A 16,645-nucleotide genomic window follows, 5' to 3' on the forward strand; every position below is an offset into this window, starting at 1 on the left:
GGTGGGGAGTTGACAGGGGTTCGCCACCCTCGCTGGAAGAGTTTGGTGCGTTACCTGAACGAGACATCAGCAGAGCGGAAGAACAGCCTCTTCCCGCCCGCCCTGAGTTCTGCCATCCTCACAGCCAGGAGGAGGCCGCGAACGTGAGTACTTACGAAAGCGCCCCCGACGCAGTGCCGGTCCGGATCGTTCCCTATGCGTCTCGCCGCCCCCTCGCAGAGCCAGCGACAGCAGTGCAGAACTCACCTGACATGCCGGTGTCGTACGAGGACCTCATCAGGAATGCAGCCATCGACGCATCAACAGATGGCGACGTACTCCCCGCCTGACCCTGCACCTCGTCGTTGATGGGTCATTCCGGGAAAGGCTGCTGATGAATCCCGATAGCCGATCCTTTTTTGCTTTGGCCTCCTGACAGCGGACGGCCTCGAGGTCGTCACCAGGATGCTGGTAGCGGTTTTCCCGGTGCGGGTGGGTGCTGGACGAGGGCGAGTGTGTCGTCGAGGTCGATGTGCCCGGGGAAGTTGTACCTCGCGAATTTGCCGCTGGAGTCGTGGATCGAGGTGGGCATCGTGATGGTGGTGCGTCGGATTGCCTCGGCGAGGACCTGTGTGGATTCGGTGTCCAGGCGTGGGCCTTTGCGGGTGCGGAGGATCATCTCGACGCGCGCGTTCTTGGCCAAGAGCCGGAGCGTGAGGATCTCCGACTGCGTCGCTGGGTCAGACGGGATCAGGGCGCTGTCGATGGTGTTCAGGGCCAGGGTCCGGCGGCCGGCTCGGAGCTCGTCCGTGTCGAGGTTCACCCAGGGTTGCGGGTAGCGGGTGTTCCGGATGAGCGTGGCCGCGACCACGAGAACGCCTGCGGTCAGGGCGCCCAGGAGAAGGCTGCTGGGCCAGGGGGCGACGCCTTCGAAGAATGACCCGAATGTGCCGGCGCCGTAGATGCCGAAGAAGACGAACGTGAGTACTCCGGCGCCGGCCAGGGGCGCCCACCACCTGCGTCGCTCGCCGATCAGTACCCACCCGGAGGGGAAGCTCTCGGGGGCGTCGGCTGATGTCTCCGCGTCAGAGGTGGTCACCTTGTTGACGGTAGATGCAGAGCAGGACATCTTGGTGCTAATTCTGCGCGGAGGGCCTGGTGTGGGCAGATGCACGGCCGACCACCGCCCGGTAGGGGATCGGCGGCCGGCACATCGGCGCCAGTGCTGGGCAGACGCACTAGCGTCTGAGCATGTGCGCTGACTCGCTGTCGATCACCGTCGCATCGGTGTCCTCCACGGAGGGACTGTGGTGCGCGCTTACGGACGAGCGCGACTCCTGGTGGCCTGAGCTGGTGCTGACTCCCGAGGTCGGCTCGGCCGTGCGCTATACCTGGACCGAGGGCGGCCGCGAGCACTTCGCTGACGGTCGCGTGACGGAAGCAGTACCGCCGAGTCGGCTGGCCTTCGTGTGGCAGCAGCCGGAATGGCCGGCGCCGCTCACGGTGCGCTTCGATATCCGTAGTGACGGCGAGCGGAGCACGGTCACGCTGACGGAACGAGGTTTTGGGCAGCTCGCGGATGGCGACGGACTTCGAGCCGCACACGAGGAGGGATGGAACTTCCATCTCGCAAACCTGCTCAGGGCGGCGTCCCGATAGACGATCGGCCACCGAGACTCGGCCGCGCTGTTGGTCGATCTCTCGGAGCCAAAGCTTGGATGGGCCGTTCAGGTGCCCCGCGGTCCGATGAGGGGTTCGGAGCCGATCACTTCCAATAGGGCGAGGTTCTCAGCGTCTCGGGAGCCCGCTGGTGCGGTGTAGAGCACGAGGTGTTGGTCCCGCTCGGTGATGGCTAGGGAGTCGCAGTTGACCGTGATCGGCCCGGCCGCTGTGTGGTGGAAGGTCTTCTGCAGGGGCGGTGGTGTCTGGACGTCGTGCCGCTCCCAGAGCTGTGCGAACACAGCGCTGCCGGAATGGAGGTCGTCGATGAGATCGCGGACGCTCGGGTCAGATGGGTAGACAGCCTGGGCGCTACGGAGTCGGGTCACGACACCTTCCCGGAATGCGGCCTCGTCGGAGATCCCGTAGATCGCCTCCGGCGGCTGCCCACCCTCGAGGAAGGTCTTCCTCGCGAGGTTGCGATCGCGGGGAACGAGCAGGGAGAAGTCCTCCATGAGAGCTGCCGCCAGGTCGTTCCAGGCGAGCACCTCGAACGTGGCCGAGAGGACGATCCCGGCGGTGTGGGGGAGCCGTTCGAGCAGGGTCAGGATGCTCGGCCGTACGTCGCGACTGTGCAGTCCCGTCGGAGTGGGGGCGGTGCCAGCCAGCCGGTGCAGGTGGTCGGACTCTTCGGGGGTGAGACGCAGTGCGCCCGCGATGCCTGCGAGGACGACGGCTGAGGGCCGAGGCGCGCGGCCCTGTTCGAGTCGGGCGTAGTACTCGGTCGAGACGTGAGCGAGGACGGCGACCTCCTCGCGCCGAAGACCTGGAGTCCTTCGCCGAGACCCGGACGAGAGGCCGACGTCTTCGGGGCGGAGACGCTCGCGGCGACTCCGGAGAAAAGCTGCGAGCTCACCCTTGTCCATGTCACGAGTCTCCGCCCTGAGAGGCGGTGGACCCGCGTACCGTTTGTGCCTGGATGCAGATTCCCAGGGCGCAGACGCTCTTTACATGACGAACAACACTGAGTCCACGCCGGTCGGCCTTCTGACCGGGAAGGTCATCTTCATCACCGGAGCCAGCCGCGGCATCGGCGCCGCGGCCAGCCGTCTCTTCGCTCGAGAGGGCGCATCCGTCGTGCTCGCTGCCCGCGGCACGGGGGCGCTCGACGCCCTCGTCGACGAGATCCGCACCCAAGGCGGCACGGCTGACGCCGTCGCGATGGACCTCGCCGACCGGGCCAGCATCCGTGCGGCCGTCGAGCGAGTCGAGGAACGCCACGGGCGCCTCGACGGGGCATTCAACAACGGAGGAATCAACCAGCAAGGAATCGGCCCACTCGACACCACGTCCGATGACGACATCGACGAGCAGTTCGCCGTGAACTTCCGTGCACACTGGGTCGCGATGGTCGCCGAAGCAGCCCTCATGCGGAAGACCGGCGGCGGCGCGATCGTCAACACGTCCAGCATCGGCAGTCGCCGTGGCGTGCCGCCGCTGCCGGCGTACGGGGCCATGAAGAGGGCGTTGAACAGCATCACGGAGACGGCGGCGGTCACCTGGGCTGCCGAGGGCATCCGTGTGAACGGGCTCATGCCCGGCGGAACGGCGACGGAGATGATGGACGAGTGGGAGAAGAAGGCCCCGGGGATCATCGACGCCAACAACGCGGCCAGCCCGATGGGCCGCATGGCGACCGCCCTCGAAGTCGCCGAGGTAGCCGCATTCTTCCTGAGCGATCGTGCATCGGCCGTGACGGGTGCCATCGTGCCCGTCGACGGCGGCGCCGGCGCCTGAGGCCGGGGCCGCTCACGTGTCAGACGCGCCTTCGGTCGTCACCGACAGGAGACACGTCGGCCAGGCGATCGGTCATCGGCCGTTCACCACGCGAGCTGCTGATCGTCCTCGAAGACCGCGCCGGTCGGGCCGGCCGTGGGGAGGGTGGCCAGGCGGATGGCGGCGGCGGCGCCTTCGTCGGGCGTCCGGGTGCCACGGAAGTCGTTGAAGTCGGTGGCGACGTGTCCTGGGGCGGCGCCGTTGATCTTCAACGACGTGTCGGCGAACTGCCGGGCGTAGTGCACCGTCAGGGCGTTGAGGGCTGTCTTCGAACTCGAGTACGCCATCGACGGCTGCCCCGCCCAAGCGCCCTCCTCGCCGATGGACCCGCGCTTGCTCGTGACGTTGACCACCCGCGGTGCGTCCGCCTTCGTGAGGAGCGGCAGGAACGCGGTCATCATCCGGACGACGCCGAACACGTTGACCTCGTACACGTTCCTGATGTCGTCGACCGTCTCCTCGGTCGGCCTGGGCAGGTGGTCCATGGGGTGGAAGGTGAGGGTGCTGACGCCGGCGTTGTTCACCAGCACGTCGAGGTGCCCGAACTCGTCCGAGACATCCGCGGCGAGAGCGTCGACCTGATCCTGCTGGGTGACGTCGAGGACGACGGGGCGAACGTCACCGTCCAGTGATGCCGCTGCTTCCTCGCCGGCGCCGATGCTCCTCGCGCCTAGCAGGACGATGAAGCCTTTCGAGGCGAGGCCCCGCACGATCGCGATGCCGATGCCTCTGTTTCCGCCGGAGACGAGAGCGACCTTCTTCATGCTGTGTGTTGTCATGTCAACAGCATGGACCTACCGCGTTGACGCGTCAACACCACGGCCGGTAGGTTCGACGCATGACCGCACCCCTCACGGAACAGGAACAGGATCTGTGGCATGCGTGGAAGGTCGCCGCCGACATGGTGCGGCAGCGTGTGGCCGAGGACATCAAGGCGGGCTCGGGGTTGTCCGATCAAGACTTCGGCATCCTGACCCGACTGGTCGAGATGGGTGGCGGGGAGCTTCGCCAGAACGATCTCGGCGGTCTGTTGCAGTGGGATCGCAGTCGCCTCTCTCACCAGCTCACGCGCATGGAGAGCCGTGGACTCGTCAGTCGCAGCGCGGTCGACGGTGGCGTTCTCGTCAGAGTCCTGGACGAGGGAGCGAACCTGGTCCGGATCGCGCGACCGATCCACGCCGCCGCGGTCCGAGAACACCTGCTGCAACGCACCGAGGGCCTCGAGCACGCGACGCTGATGCACGCTCTGGAACGACTTTCAGTCGACCGACCATCGTCTCAGTAGGCGGTCTCGCGAGGGCAAGCAGGCAGGGACCGTGGCGCGCTTGCCGTCGATGGACATCGCGGGATGCCCGGAGGACGAACTCGGGCGGCTTCACGCGGACGCGGCATGGGTCACCAGAGCAGCAGAGGCCACGATGAGAGCGCCCAGCGCGAGCAGTGCACCGAAGGCGAGGCCGACGAGGCGGGAGGGGCGGACGCGGTCACGGAGCACCCAGATGCCCACGGCGCAGACCAGGACGATGAGCCCGGCGAGGAACGGGTAGCCCTGCAGGGTCCCGCTGCCGAGGGCATAGTTGCAGCTGCCCGGTCGTGAGCTGCAACCGGCGAACGCCATGGACCCGATCGCCACGACGTACCAGCCGACGAACGCGAGGGGAACGCCGAGGAGGACGACCCCGGTCATGGCCGCGACGACGATGCTCGTGGGCGACCCCTCGTGCACGACTTCGCGTCTCATGATGCGATCGTGTCACGTCACGCTGGCAGGGCTGCGGGGGCAGCCTCTTGTGGCAGGGCCCGCAGCGGATAGAGTCGCGCGTACCGAGCGTTGATCGAATGTTCATGAGGCATCCCCAGGCCCCGGATGCGTCGGGAAACGGTGCACGATCTCATCCACATCGGTGGTCTGGACGGACCACCCCATGGGTTCCATCAGCTACGACGGGCTCGTGGTCGTCGTGGACGACCGCACCCTGACGCACCTCCAGATCGTCATCGTCAACAAGCTCCGCCGCGGCGAGGCGTTCCTCATGTCCTGGAAGGACAGCGTCGAGGCCGGCTCGGGACGGAGCGCGATCTGGATGCACCCGCAGGTGCTCATCTACTTCAAGTTCGACGGCAGCCGTGTCCCGGTCATCAACGAGACGTGGCTGCGCGAACTGGCGGACTCGGCGGAGAGCTCCCGGGGGCTCGTCGTGACCACCGAGGCCGGGGACGTCCCGAGCCTGGCACCGAGGAAGTACTCCCAGCCCCGAGGCACGGTCATCGCTCCGACGGACGGCGGGGGACGTGACCGGACCACCGCCACTCGGGTGCGGGCTTCCGCCGAGCTGTCGTCATGACGTCAGGCAGCGTCGACGTCGAGTTCGCGACCTTCAAGCAGCAGTTCCTGAACCGGACTCAGCGTCGCAGGCTCGGCATCGAGCTCGGACAGGACGACGCCTGGCAGATCTACGGCGACGATGCCGCCCTACGTCGTGAGTTCGACACGTGGCAGACGCGGACGCGCCAGCCTCTGCGTCCCCGTCTCATCCGGATCGGACGAGCGCCACGCGGTCCGTGGCACAGGTGGATGACGGGCCGGAAGGGGCAGGCTGGTCGGATGACCGACGGAGCGCGCCAGATCGTCCACTTCCACCGGCAGCACTACGACGCGATCGTCAGCGGCGAGAAGGTGACGACGGTCCGGTGGGGCGAGTCAGTCCGGGTCGGAGCGTCGACGTTCGTCTTCGACGAGCACCTCACCGCCCCGCCCCTCGCCGGGCACGTCACCGCGGTGCGGCGCCATCGTCTCGACGAGCTCACCGCCGAGCAGGCGCGACAGCCCGCAGGGGCGGACATGGCGCTCTTCGCCGAGCAGCTCCGGGAGAACTGGTACCCGGACATGCCCGACGACGCGGTCGTCGAGGTCGCCGAGCTCACCGTGGCGACGCCGACGCGATAGGCGTCCACCGCCGGGGCGTCGTGATCGCGCCACCCGGCGAACATCGGCACAGCCCTGTCAGCTCTGCGAGGAGTCGGACCACACGGCCTTCGCGCCGGAGTCCCCGATCCGGACCGTCGTGACGATCCCCCCGATGCTCGTCCCGACGGCCAGGACCGTCAGCAGGGCGCCGACGATCAGTCGGGCGCTGCCCCGGACTGCCGGACGGGGACGCTGCCTCTCCGGCGTCAGCACCCAGTGCTGCCACGCCCACTGCGCCACGGCCACGACGACCACTGCGATCGCCCAGGGCAGCAGGGTGTCGCCCAGCTGCGTGTGGGTCTCGAGCAGTGCGCTCCCGCCGACCCGCTCCTCCAGCGACTCGCCCGACGACGTCGCGAGGGGCACCGCGATCAACGAGACCAGGGCGATCAGCGGGGTGATGATGCCCAGCCGCCGTCGCAGCGCGGGCCAGAACGCCCCGACCAGGATCAGCAGCGACGCCGTCGGGAACGCGACGGTCACGAGGTGGACGATGAGCGGGTGCAGGGGGAGGCCGTTGAGCTGCCAGTCCATGGGGTCTTCTTTCTCGAGTGGGTGGTGAGGGAGGAGGGGCGGGGGCGGCTAGACGCGCAGGGCCGGGCGCGCCGGTCGCCGCACCGTGAGGACGACGACGAGGGCCGCGATCGCCGCGAGGAACACCACGCTCGTGACGGTCGACCCGAGGCCGAGCCCGCCGTCCGCGACCGGCTGCGACAGGAAGTCCCCGACGGAGGCGCCGAGCGGCCGGGTGAGGACGTACGCCGCCCAGAAGGCGAGCACCGACCCGGCGCCGGCGAACCGGTGGGCCAGGGCGACGACCCCGATGGCTGCGGCGAACAGCAGCGCCGACGGCAGGTAGCCGAGCGCGAGCTGCTCGCCGAGCAGGTCGCCGACGGCCGTGCCGAGCGCGAAGGTCATCAGGACGGCGGCCCAGTAGAAGGACTCGCGGCGCGGGGTCGTGACCTCGTGGATCGACAGGGTGCCCTCGACGCGGTGCCAGACGACGAACACGGCGGCCAGCGCCACCGCGAAGACGGCCGTCGACAGCCACAGGCTGACCCCGAGCGAGTCGGTCAGCGTGTCGGTGAGGAGGGTGCCGACGACGCTGATCAGCACGACCGCGAGCCAGTAGACGACGGGCACGTAGGCCCGCGTCCGGAACTGCACGACGAGGGCCACGACGAGCAGGGCCGCCATCACGATGCTCGTCACGGTCAGTCCGAGTCCGAGGCCGTCGGCGAGGAAGTCGGCGAAGGTCTCGCCGACGGTGGTGCACAGCACCTTGATCACCCAGAACGCGAGGGTGATCTCGGGGACCTTGCTCAGCAGGGCCCGGCGGTCGAGGGTCGGGGCCCCGGTCGGAACAGCGCGTGTCGTCATGCGACGACGGTCGGGGGTCGCCTCCCAGAAAGCCCCCAGAGGCCGAGACGAGGAGGCGCACCGCCCGAGACGAGGAGGCGCGGGTCGGCCCGCCAGGGCGTCTGAGCGGTTTCTGGGACGGCCGGGCGGAGCCTGCGTGCATGACCGTCCTGCACCGTCCGCCCTCGCCGGCGCTCCCTCGCGGCCGCACCGCGCCTCCTCTGTTCCCGGCTGTCCGCTCCGTCGTCCACGACCGGGCGTGGGCGGCCTGGGGCGCGACCGGCGTCGCCGGCGTCGTCGTCGCGGGGCTGCTGATCACCTCGGGCGCAGGCAGCGTGGGCGAGGTCGACCTCGACCTCGTCCAGCACGCGAGCCGCGCGCACGTCCCCGTGCTCGACGGGGCCGCACTGCTCGTCGACCGACTGCTCGGGCCGCAGCTGGGCGCGGCCCTCGTGCTGCTGCTGGTCGTCGCGGTGTGGGTCGTGAGCCGCCGAGCGGCCGCCGCCCTCACTGCCCTCGGCGTCGCGACCGGGCCGTGGGCCGCCGCCGAGCTGGTCAAGCTCGTCGTCCAGCGTGACCGGCCCGACCCGGGGCTGCTCGTCGACCCGCTGATCGTCGAGCCGCACTCGTTCTCGTTCCCCAGCGGGCACACGGCCCTCGCGACCGGGCTCGCGCTCGCCCTGGTCCTGCTCGCCTGGGGGAGGCGCGGCGCACCGGTCGTGATCGGGACGGCGGCGCTCGCCGTGGCCGGCGTCGGGCTGTCGCGCGTCTGGGTGGGCGTGCACTACCCGAGCGACACGCTCGCCTCGGTCGTGCTCGGCTGCTCGGTGGTGGCGCTGGCCCTGCCGCCGTGGCTGCACCTCCTCGACCGGATCGAGCAGCGCTCGGTGTCGGCCCACCCCGTCCAGCCGTCGGCGCCGAACCCCTCCCCGACCACCGACCCAGGACGGACCCGCTCGTGAGCATCCTCGACCCCCAGACCCTCCTCGCCGGCATGGGCCCGTGGGCCCTCGGCGGCCTGTCGCTCATGATCTTCGTCGAGTCGGGCCTGCTGTTCCCGTTCCTGCCCGGCGACTCGCTGCTGGTCACCGCCGGCCTGCTGCACCAGAGCCTCGGGCTCAGCGTCGCGGTGATCGCGCTCTGCGCGTTCCTCGCGGCGGCGGCCGGCGACCAGGTCGGGTTCTTCCTCGGCCATCGGTTCGGTCGCCGCTGGTTCCGTCCCGACGCCCGCGTGCTGAAGACGGCGCACCTCGAGCAGGCCGAGGCGTTCTTCGAGCGGCACGGCGGCAAGGCGCTCGTCCTCGGCCGGTTCGTGCCCGTCGTCCGCACCTTCGTTCCCCTGGCCGCCGGCACGAGCGGCTACCCGTACCGCAGGTTCGTCGTCTGGAACCTCACCGGCGCTCTCCTCTGGGCCGTCGGCATGACCGTGCTCGGATCGCTGCTCGGTGGCCTACCGTTCGTGGCAGACCACATCGACCTGCTCGCCGTCGGGCTCGTCGTCGTGTCGGTGCTACCGATCGTGGTCACGGCCCTGCGGCGCTCGCGCGCCGCTCGGGCCGGGAGGACGGCCGCAGCGACGACGACGAGGGACGAGGAGGCGGTGGGTGACCGGTCCTGACGCGCGCCCGCGCCTCCTGCTGGTCGAGGACGACCCCGGGCTCGGGCCCATCGTGGCCGACGTGCTCGGCGAGGCCTGGCAGGTCGACCTCGAGACCGACGGCCGACGCGGGCTCGACGCCGCCCGGGCAGGAGGCCACGCGGTGCTCGTCGTCGACCGCCGCCTCCCGGGGCTCGAGGGCACCGAGCTCGTCGCGACCCTCCGTCGCGAGCACGTGACGACCCCCGTGCTGATGCTGACCGCGCTCGGCACGACCGCCGACCGGGTCGCGGGGCTCGACGGCGGGGCGGACGACTACCTCGTCAAGCCGTTCGAGTTCGACGAGCTCTTCGCCCGGCTGCGCGCCCTGACGCGGTCGTTCGCCGCCCAGGAGCGCTGGCTCGACGTGGGGGAGGCCCGCCTGTATCCCGAGAGCCGCATCGTCGTCACGCCGTGGTCGAGCCGCGTCGTGCTGAGCGAGCGAGAGAGCGCCCTCCTCGCCGAGCTCGCCCGACGCCCCGACCACACCTTCGACAGGGCCGACCTGCTCGCCCGGGTGTTCCCGCACGGCGAGCAGCTCGGCACCGTCGACACCTACGTCAGCTACCTGCGCCGCAAGATCGACCGCGACGTCGTGCTGACCGTCCGAGGGCGCGGGTACCGGGTGGGTGCCCTGTGAGCTGGTGGCGCGGGCGCGGGCGCGGGCACGGTGGTGCCGGTGCCGGTGCCGGTGCCCAGGCAACGCCCGCTGCCGATCCCGAGGCCGCGGCCCTGCAGGCCGCCGCCCGGTCGATCGGCCGACAGATCGTGCTCGTCTCGGGACTCGTCGTGGTCGGCGCCCTCGCGCTGACCATCGCGTGGGTGCTGCACCAGACCGTCCCGCAGGAGCGCCTCGAGCAGGTCGCCGCCGCGGGCCAGGGCGAGGTCTTCGTCTCGGCCACGGACGTCGTGGCCGGCCTCGTCGTCCTCGGCGTCGCCGGCGTCGTCTTCGCCGGCGTCGTGACGGTGGTCATCGCCCGACGCGCCGTCCGGCCGCTCGGTGAGGCCCTGCGCTTGCAGCGCCAGTTCGTCGCCGACGCGAGTCACGAGCTGCGCACGCCCCTGGCCGTGCTCGACGCCCGTCTCCAGGCGCTGCAGCGCCGGATCGCAGGAGGCGCGGCGACCGCCGACGACAACGTCACCGCCGACCTGGCGAGGCTCCGCGACGACTCGCGGGCCCTGATCGACATCGTCGGCGACCTGCTCGAGGCGGCCGGCGGCGACCCTGCCGAGGGAGCGACGTCGGCGGGGTCAGCCGTGCTCGACGACGTGGTCGCCGAGGTCCTGCGGTCGATGTCGGTGCTGGCCGAGGAGCGTGCGGTGGCGCTCGACCAGCAGGGCGACGGGTCGGTCCGCGTCGCCGTGCCGCCCGCGAGCCTCCGACGGGCCGTCTTGGCCCTTGTCGACAACGCCCTCGGCCACGCGCCGGGCGGGTCCACGATCACCGTGTCGACCCAGGTCAGGGGAGGCTCGGTCGTGCTGGCCGTCACCGACCGTGGGCCCGGCATCATCGGGATCGACCCGACGCGCGTCTTCGACCGGTTCGCCCGGTCGGAGTCGCCCGCGGTGAGCTCGGTGGCCCCGGCGCCGGCGCCGGCTCCGGCTCCGACGAGCGGAGGGCAGGGCACTCGCCCGAGCTTCGGCATCGGCCTCGCGCTCCTCCGCGAGGTCGCCCTGCGTCACGGGGGCAGCGTCCGCGTGGCCTCGACCTCGGCCGCCGGGACGACGATCGAGCTCACCCTTCCCCTCGCCGACCTCGCGAACTGACGGGCTCGGCGGCCACGTCTCGTGACTGGTGACCAGCTGTGCTGGTCAGCCGCGGTGCTCCGCCACGAGCAGGTCGCGGACCGTCCGGGGCTCGCGTCCGAGCTGCTCGCCGAGCCGGGGATCGGTGCCCGCGAAGAACCCGCGGGCCGCGGCCTGGTACATGCCGAGCATGAAGCGGGCCACGAACTCCGGCTGGCCGGACGTCACCTGCCGGTCGATCCACGCGTCCTCGCCGACGACCTCGGTCCTGACCGGTCGTCCTGAGACCTCGGTCGCGATCGAGGCGATCTCGGTGAAGGTGGGCGCGGCGGCCGCGGTGAGGGTCGTCGGGCCGTCGAAGGCCTGCTCGGCCAGCAGGATGCGCGCAGCCGCCTCGGCGGCGTCCTCCCGAGCCGTCCACGACATCGGCCCGTCGACCGGCACGGTGATGACGCCCGTCTCGCGCCAATCTCCGAGCGACCACGTCAGGCTGTGGGCGTAGAACCCGTTGCGCAGCGAGGTCCAGGCGAGGCCCGAGTCGGCCAGCAGGGCCTCCGTCGCCGCGTGGTCGCGACCCGGCCCGAACGGCGTCTCGAGCGACGCGCCCTGATGGCTCGTGTACAGGACCCGACCGACGCCTGCGTCGACGGCGGCCTCGACGGCGTTCCGGTGCAGGGCGACGGCATCGGCCCGCTGGTCGTTGGACGAGACGAGGAGGAGCTGGTCGGCTCCTGCGAAGGCGGCGGGGAGGGACGTGGGGTCGGCGTAGTCGCCCGTCCGCACCTCGACTCCTCGATCGGCGAAGCGGGCCGCCTTCGCGGCGTCGCGCACGACGACGACGACGTCGGACGCCGGCACCGTCTCGAGGAGGTGGTCGACGGTGGCTCCGTTGAGAGAGCCCGTGGCGCCGGTGACGATGATCATGAGGTGAGCCTCTCGGTGGTCCTCGGATGCGGTATCCGTGGTACGGCATTGATGCTAACGCTGGAATCTCAACGATAGCAAGGAGCCGCTATCGTTGATCACGTGATCGACGCCACGACTCTTCCCGACACCCGCACCCGCATCGTCGAGGTCGCCGCCCGGCTCCTGCGGGACGAGGGTCCCGGCGCTGTCACGACGAGGGGCGTCGCGCAGGCGGCCGGCGTCCAGGCGCCAGCGATCTACCGGCTCTTCGGCGACAAGGACGGCCTGCTCGAGGCCGTGGCCGAGAGCGTGATGTCGTCGTTCGTGGCGGCCAAGGCGTCGGTCGTCGAGGCGGCGGCCGAGGCGGACGTCGACCCGGTCGACGACCTCCGCGACGGATGGCGCAGCCAGGTCGCGTTCGGCCTCGCGAACCCGGCTCTCTTCGCGCTGCTCAGCGACCCCGGTCGAGTGGCGGGCTCACCTGCCGCCCGCCGAGGCAAGGAGGTGCTCGAGGCGCGGATCCACCGGGTCGCGGTCGCGGGGCGGCTGCGGCTCTCCGAGGTCCGGGCCGTGGGGCTGGTCCAGTCCTCCGGGGTGGGCGTCATCACCACGCTGCTCGCGACGCCGGTCGACGAGCGCGACCCGGGGCTCTCCGAGGCCGTGCTGGCGGGCCTGCTCGCGCAGATTCTGACCGAGGCGCCCGCCTCCGAAGGACCGGGCGACCTGTCGACGACCGTCGCGTTCCGCGCGCTCGCCCCCCAGCTCGAGCAGCTCAGCAGCTCCGAGCGCCGCTTGCTCCTGGAGTGGCTCGACCGGGTCATCTCCTGACGGACGCGGACAGGGTGGTGCGCACCGCTCCTAGGGCTGCAGGTTCTCCAAGTCCGAGAGCAGGCTCGCGTGCGTGGGCTCCCACCCCAGCGCCTCCCTCGTGACGGTGCTCGACGACGGCTGGTCCATGGCGAAGATCGGTCCGAACGGACCGAACACCTCGTCGGCGACCGGAGCCGTGGGGATCCCGAGGCGACGTCCGACGACCGCGGCGATGTCCACGACCCTGTCGCCCTCGTCCGCGACCGCGTGCCACGCGGTCCCGGCGGGAGCCTTCTCGAGTGCCAGCCGGAACAGCACGGCGGCGTCGCGTGCATGGACGGCGGGCCAGCGCTGGGTGCCGTCGCCCGGGTAGCCAGCGACTCCTGCGGAGCGGGCCGCCTCCGTCAGGAGGCCGGCGAACCCGCCCTCGCCGTTCTCGTGGACGGTGCGGGGCATCCGCACGGCCGACGCGCGGACACCTCGGGCGGACAGTGCCAGCGCAGCCTCGACCGAGACCGCTCGGCCGGCCACGGGGCCCTCCTTCGGCAACGGGTCGGACTCGGTCGACGGTCGTCCGGGGGTCCACGGCGTGCCCGAGACGACGACGAACGGCTTCTCCGTCCCGACGAGGGCCTCCCCGAGAGTGCGCATGGCCGCGCCCTCGTCGTCGATGCTGGTCGCGAGCGCCTCGGCCGAGCCGTAGTCGCTGCCGAACGCCAGGCTGATCACTCCGTCGGCCTGCCGGGCGCCCTCGCGCAGCACGCCGAGGTCGGCGAGACCACCTCGGATGGTGTCCGCGCCCGCGTCGCGCAGGGCGGCCTCCGAGCTGGCCGAGCGGGCCAAGCCCAGGACGGTGTGGCCGTGAGCCAGGAGCTCTGCGACGACGGGCGAGCCGATGGTGCCGGTGCCTCCGGTGACGAAGACGTGCATGGGTGCTCCTCAGCCAGGACGGCCCCCTGATGGGACCGTTGTCCCGTCACCGTAGCACTGCGATGGGACAATTGTCCCATCCAGTTACCATTGCTCCATGGCCAGATGGGAACCGGGAGCACGCGAGCGTCTCGTCATCGCTGCCGTCGACCTCTTCGTCGACCAGGGCTACGACGACACCACCGTCACCCAGATCAGCGAGCGGGCCGGCGTCACCAAGAGCACCTTCTTCCGGCACTTCCCCGACAAGCGCGAGCTCCTCGTCGCGGGGCAGGAGACCCTCAGCGCGCTCCTGGCCGAGGGGATCGCCTCTGCCCCGGCCGGGTCGTCGCCCCTCGAGGCGGTCGCGGCAGGGCTCGAGCGCGCCTCGTCCGAGATGGGTCCGCGCAACCGTGACCTCGGACCTCGCATCCGGGCGGCGATCAGCGCCAGCAACGAGCTCCAGGAGCGCGACGCCCTGAAGAGCGTCGGGATGGCGGCGGCGATGACGTCCGCCCTCCAGTCGCGCGGAGTCCCGGAGATGACCGCCCAGCTGGCCAGCGAGATGGGCGTGCTCGCCTTCAAGCAGGGCTACGCGAGCTGGTCCGACGGGGACAGGTCGGACGAGGCCGGTCTCGCTCCCCACTCGCTCGCCGCGCTGCACGCACTGCGTCTCGCAGCGACGTCGCTCGGCTGACGTGCCGCCGAGGCCGCGGGGTCACCGGCGTCACTTCGTGAGGTCCTGGGCGAGCATCACGAGGATCCCGCTCGGGCCGCGCAGGTAGGTGAGCGCGTAGGCGTCCTCGTAGGTCGCGACGCCCCGGAGCGGGTGGCAGCCGTGGCGCGCGGCGGTCTCGAGCGCCTCCTCGATGTCGTCCACGGAGAACGCGACACGGTGCGTGCCGATCTCGTGAGGGAGCGTCGGCTCCGTCTCGATCGCCTCCGGGTGGAGGTACTCGAAGAGCTCGAGGTGCCGCGCCCGCGACTGACGGGCCGGGCCCCGTCAGGAGCCCGGCCGCGTCCCGCCGCCTATCGGGGCGTCACCGTGATCGAGTCGAGCTCGGCGAAGCCGGTGCCCCCTGCGAAGTTCGGGGATCCCTTCGCGAGTCGGATCACGTTGAAGCCTGCCTTCAGCGTGATCGGCGTGGCCGCTGACGTCGCGAACTGGCCCCAGCCCCCGGTCGGGGCGTACGACACGGTCGAGAAGCCGCTCCCGTTGTAGGCGAGGCCCTGGGTCGACGTCGTCGTGCCGCCGTTCGCGTAGCGGGTCGTCAGTGAGTAGCTGCCGGCCGTCGGGACCTCGACCACGAAGTCGACGAACGAGTTCGACCGACCGTCTCCGAGGCCGTCGACGCGTCCGACGTAGCTGCCGTTCGACGCCGATGCCGACGGCAGGATCGACGCGTTGACGACGGTGGCGTTCTCGGCCTCGTACGTCTGCTGGTAGCTCGTGACCGGGCCCGAGGCGGGAGTGACGACGACCTGGTAGGCGCCGAGGTGGTCCTGGTTCGTGATCGGCACGGTGACGGCCCCGTTCACGACCGTCGCGGTCGTGCTGGACACCTGCGTCGGAGCCGCCACGTTCGTCATGCGTCCCGAGCGCGGCGTGTAGTTCACCGTCACCCTGACCTGGGAGCCGAAGCTCGCCAGGCCCTTGACCTGGACGGCGTTGTCGCCGAAAGTCCCGCCGAGGGCGACGTTCACGATCTTCCGGGTCGAGTCGTACGACGCGAAGCCGTCGAGGTCGCCCGAGGGCGTGACGCCGACCATGTTCCCGGCCATCTCGCCGTACCACTTGTACAGCCAGTACGACCCGGTCGGGCGGTCGTTCCAGACGAGCCCGCCGACGGTGCCGGACTCGTACCAGTAGGCGCGCTCGGCGTCCTTGATGCCGGTGCGCTCGAACTGGGCGATGAAGTGGGCGGAGACGCTGGGCGTGTCGACCTGATTCGGGGAGCCGTACTCGTTGATCGAGATAGGTCTCGGGCTGATGCCGAGGCTGCGCTCGATCGAGCGGTAGTCGGCGACGTGCTCGTCGACGTCGTTCCAGCCACCGTCGTCGAGCTCGTGCCAGACGACGACGTCGGGGAGGGTGCCGTCGGCCTTGGCCCTTGCCATGAAGTCGCGCATCAGGTCGGGGTAGTAGCGGCTGTAGCTCGGGCCGACGATCGGGGTGGTCGTGTCCTGCGACTTCACTTGACGGTAGGTGCGGGTCCAGCCGTCGAGGAACGGGCCGGCCTTGGCGGTGTCCCAGGTGCCGTCGGGTTCGTTCCACAGCTCCCAGCCGTTGATGTTCGTGGTCGACCGGGCGTCGACGCGAGCCTTCACCATCGTGTCGATCTTCTGGGTCCAGTCGGCCCAGCTGATCCAGCGGTAGGGGAAGTTCGGGTACACGTCGGGCATCCGCGCGTAGGCCTGGGCACCGTCGCGGGTGAACGCCGGAGCCGTCTTGAGGATGTCGCCCGAGGGCACCGTCGCGCCGTTGCCCAGCTGCTGGACTCCGGGTGCGGGCTGGGTGTGCTGCTTCAGCCTGAGCGGCGTCAGGAGGCCCGGGGCAGGGTCGGTGTCGCTCGCGACGGCGTACAGGCCGCCCGCCCCGACGTGGGTGACGGGCCGGATGCTGTTCGCCGCGTCGACGACGAGGGTGTTCCCGGCGGCGTTCGCCGCGGCCCCCGGGGTGAGGAGCGCGGCGACGACCGCCGCGCTCAGGCCGAGGCCGAGGACGGCCCCCGTCGACTTCTTCATCGTTCTTCTCATCCTGTGCTCCTTTGCGTGGACGAGCGGCGCCGTGGGGGACGGCAGTATCCGAAACCGCTTTCAGCAACCCTGACACTCAG

General features: G+C 70.7%; 20 protein-coding genes and 1 pseudogene. 11 read left to right on the plus strand and 10 right to left on the minus strand.

Annotation, left to right across the window (positions count from 1 at the left end; genetic code table 11):
• Positions 1-436: 436 nt before the first annotated feature.
• Positions 437-1,078, minus strand: coding sequence for a hypothetical protein (locus IFT90_RS12735; protein ID WP_192042607.1), 642 nt, complete (start codon positions 1,076-1,078; stop codon positions 437-439).
• A 152-nt stretch (positions 1,079-1,230) separates the two neighbouring features.
• Here IFT90_RS12735 and IFT90_RS12740 point away from each other — a divergent pair, with 152 nt between their 5' ends.
• On the plus strand, positions 1,231-1,638 hold the full coding sequence (locus tag IFT90_RS12740) for an SRPBCC domain-containing protein (protein ID WP_192042608.1): 408 nt from the start codon (positions 1,231-1,233) through the stop codon (positions 1,636-1,638).
• 68 nt (positions 1,639-1,706) lie between these two features.
• On the opposite strand, the gene IFT90_RS12745 is transcribed toward IFT90_RS12740, so the two are convergent.
• Positions 1,707-2,564, minus strand: a complete 858-nt coding sequence (locus tag IFT90_RS12745) for a helix-turn-helix transcriptional regulator (RefSeq protein WP_192042609.1) — start codon at positions 2,562-2,564, stop codon at positions 1,707-1,709.
• Positions 2,565-2,649: 85 nt separating this feature from the next.
• On the opposite strand from IFT90_RS12745, the gene IFT90_RS12750 reads away from it, so the two are divergent.
• A complete protein-coding gene (locus tag IFT90_RS12750; protein ID WP_192042610.1) occupies positions 2,650-3,435 on the plus strand; it encodes an SDR family NAD(P)-dependent oxidoreductase in 786 nt (261 codons plus the stop codon).
• 83 nt (positions 3,436-3,518) lie between these two features.
• On the opposite strand, the gene IFT90_RS12755 is transcribed toward IFT90_RS12750, so the two are convergent.
• Positions 3,519-4,253: an SDR family NAD(P)-dependent oxidoreductase gene (locus tag IFT90_RS12755; RefSeq protein ID WP_192042611.1), complete on the minus strand. Its 735-nt coding sequence runs from the start codon at positions 4,251-4,253 to the stop codon at positions 3,519-3,521.
• Positions 4,254-4,312: 59 nt separating this feature from the next.
• Between IFT90_RS12755 and IFT90_RS12760 the strand changes: the two genes are divergently transcribed.
• A complete protein-coding gene (locus IFT90_RS12760; RefSeq protein WP_192042612.1) occupies positions 4,313-4,759 on the plus strand; it encodes a MarR family winged helix-turn-helix transcriptional regulator in 447 nt (148 codons plus the stop codon).
• A 90-nt stretch (positions 4,760-4,849) separates the two neighbouring features.
• Here IFT90_RS12760 and IFT90_RS12765 read toward each other — a convergent pair whose 3' ends face one another.
• Complete coding sequence (locus tag IFT90_RS12765) at positions 4,850-5,215, minus strand: hypothetical protein (protein WP_192042613.1); 366 nt, start codon at positions 5,213-5,215, stop codon at positions 4,850-4,852.
• Between the two features lie 184 nt (positions 5,216-5,399).
• Between IFT90_RS12765 and IFT90_RS12770 the strand changes: the two genes are divergently transcribed.
• Both IFT90_RS12770 and IFT90_RS12775 read left to right on the plus strand, forming a co-directional pair.
• Positions 5,400-5,819, plus strand: coding sequence for an ATP-dependent DNA ligase (locus IFT90_RS12770; RefSeq protein ID WP_192042614.1), 420 nt, complete (start codon positions 5,400-5,402; stop codon positions 5,817-5,819).
• Between the two features lie 260 nt (positions 5,820-6,079).
• Positions 6,080-6,421, plus strand: coding sequence for an ASCH domain-containing protein (locus IFT90_RS12775; protein ID WP_192042615.1), 342 nt, complete (start codon positions 6,080-6,082; stop codon positions 6,419-6,421).
• Between the two features lie 57 nt (positions 6,422-6,478).
• Here IFT90_RS12775 and IFT90_RS12780 read toward each other — a convergent pair whose 3' ends face one another.
• A complete protein-coding gene (locus IFT90_RS12780) occupies positions 6,479-6,976 on the minus strand; it encodes a DUF2231 domain-containing protein (protein WP_192042616.1) in 498 nt (165 codons plus the stop codon).
• Between the two features lie 48 nt (positions 6,977-7,024).
• Complete coding sequence (locus IFT90_RS12785) at positions 7,025-7,822, minus strand: hypothetical protein (protein ID WP_192042617.1); 798 nt, start codon at positions 7,820-7,822, stop codon at positions 7,025-7,027.
• A 140-nt stretch (positions 7,823-7,962) separates the two neighbouring features.
• Between IFT90_RS12785 and IFT90_RS12790 the strand changes: the two genes are divergently transcribed.
• Genes IFT90_RS12790 through IFT90_RS12805 form a run of 4 tightly spaced genes read left to right on the plus strand, consistent with a single transcriptional unit; the run spans position 7,963 to position 11,204 of the window.
• Positions 7,963-8,763, plus strand: a complete 801-nt coding sequence (locus IFT90_RS12790; RefSeq protein ID WP_192042618.1) for a phosphatase PAP2 family protein — start codon at positions 7,963-7,965, stop codon at positions 8,761-8,763.
• Entirely contained in the window at positions 8,760-9,419 is a 660-nt protein-coding gene (locus IFT90_RS12795; protein ID WP_371740958.1) for a DedA family protein, read from the plus strand. The genes IFT90_RS12790 and IFT90_RS12795 overlap by 4 nt, the downstream gene beginning before the upstream one ends.
• Positions 9,406-10,077 carry a response regulator gene (locus IFT90_RS12800; RefSeq protein ID WP_192042619.1) on the plus strand — a complete coding sequence of 224 codons (672 nt, stop codon included), beginning with the start codon at positions 9,406-9,408 and terminating at the stop codon, positions 10,075-10,077. The genes IFT90_RS12795 and IFT90_RS12800 overlap by 14 nt, the downstream gene beginning before the upstream one ends.
• On the plus strand, positions 10,074-11,204 hold the full coding sequence (locus IFT90_RS12805) for a HAMP domain-containing sensor histidine kinase (protein WP_192042620.1): 1,131 nt from the start codon (positions 10,074-10,076) through the stop codon (positions 11,202-11,204). Before IFT90_RS12800 ends, IFT90_RS12805 begins: the two co-directional genes overlap by 4 nt.
• A gap of 45 nt (positions 11,205-11,249) precedes the next feature.
• Here IFT90_RS12805 and IFT90_RS12810 read toward each other — a convergent pair whose 3' ends face one another.
• Positions 11,250-12,107, minus strand: coding sequence for an NAD(P)H-binding protein (locus IFT90_RS12810; protein WP_192042621.1), 858 nt, complete (start codon positions 12,105-12,107; stop codon positions 11,250-11,252).
• A 102-nt stretch (positions 12,108-12,209) separates the two neighbouring features.
• Here IFT90_RS12810 and IFT90_RS12815 point away from each other — a divergent pair, with 102 nt between their 5' ends.
• Entirely contained in the window at positions 12,210-12,917 is a 708-nt protein-coding gene (locus IFT90_RS12815) for a TetR family transcriptional regulator (protein ID WP_192042622.1), read from the plus strand.
• A 30-nt stretch (positions 12,918-12,947) separates the two neighbouring features.
• Here IFT90_RS12815 and IFT90_RS12820 read toward each other — a convergent pair whose 3' ends face one another.
• On the minus strand, positions 12,948-13,829 hold the full coding sequence (locus tag IFT90_RS12820) for an SDR family oxidoreductase (RefSeq protein WP_192042623.1): 882 nt from the start codon (positions 13,827-13,829) through the stop codon (positions 12,948-12,950).
• Between the two features lie 97 nt (positions 13,830-13,926).
• Here IFT90_RS12820 and IFT90_RS12825 point away from each other — a divergent pair, with 97 nt between their 5' ends.
• Positions 13,927-14,505, plus strand: a complete 579-nt coding sequence (locus IFT90_RS12825) for a TetR/AcrR family transcriptional regulator (protein ID WP_192042624.1) — start codon at positions 13,927-13,929, stop codon at positions 14,503-14,505.
• A 30-nt stretch (positions 14,506-14,535) separates the two neighbouring features.
• On the opposite strand, the pseudogene IFT90_RS12830 reads toward IFT90_RS12825, so the two are convergent.
• Both IFT90_RS12830 and IFT90_RS12835 read right to left on the minus strand, forming a co-directional pair.
• A pseudogene (locus IFT90_RS12830) lies at positions 14,536-14,778 on the minus strand (VOC family protein); the annotation flags it as partial.
• A 59-nt stretch (positions 14,779-14,837) separates the two neighbouring features.
• Entirely contained in the window at positions 14,838-16,565 is a 1,728-nt protein-coding gene (locus IFT90_RS12835; RefSeq protein WP_244638394.1) for a CBM35 domain-containing protein, read from the minus strand.
• Between the last annotated feature and the right edge of the window lie 80 nt (positions 16,566-16,645).

Source organism: Frigoribacterium sp. CFBP 8766 (assembly GCF_014841435.1).
Classification (GTDB): domain Bacteria; phylum Actinomycetota; class Actinomycetes; order Actinomycetales; family Microbacteriaceae; genus Frigoribacterium.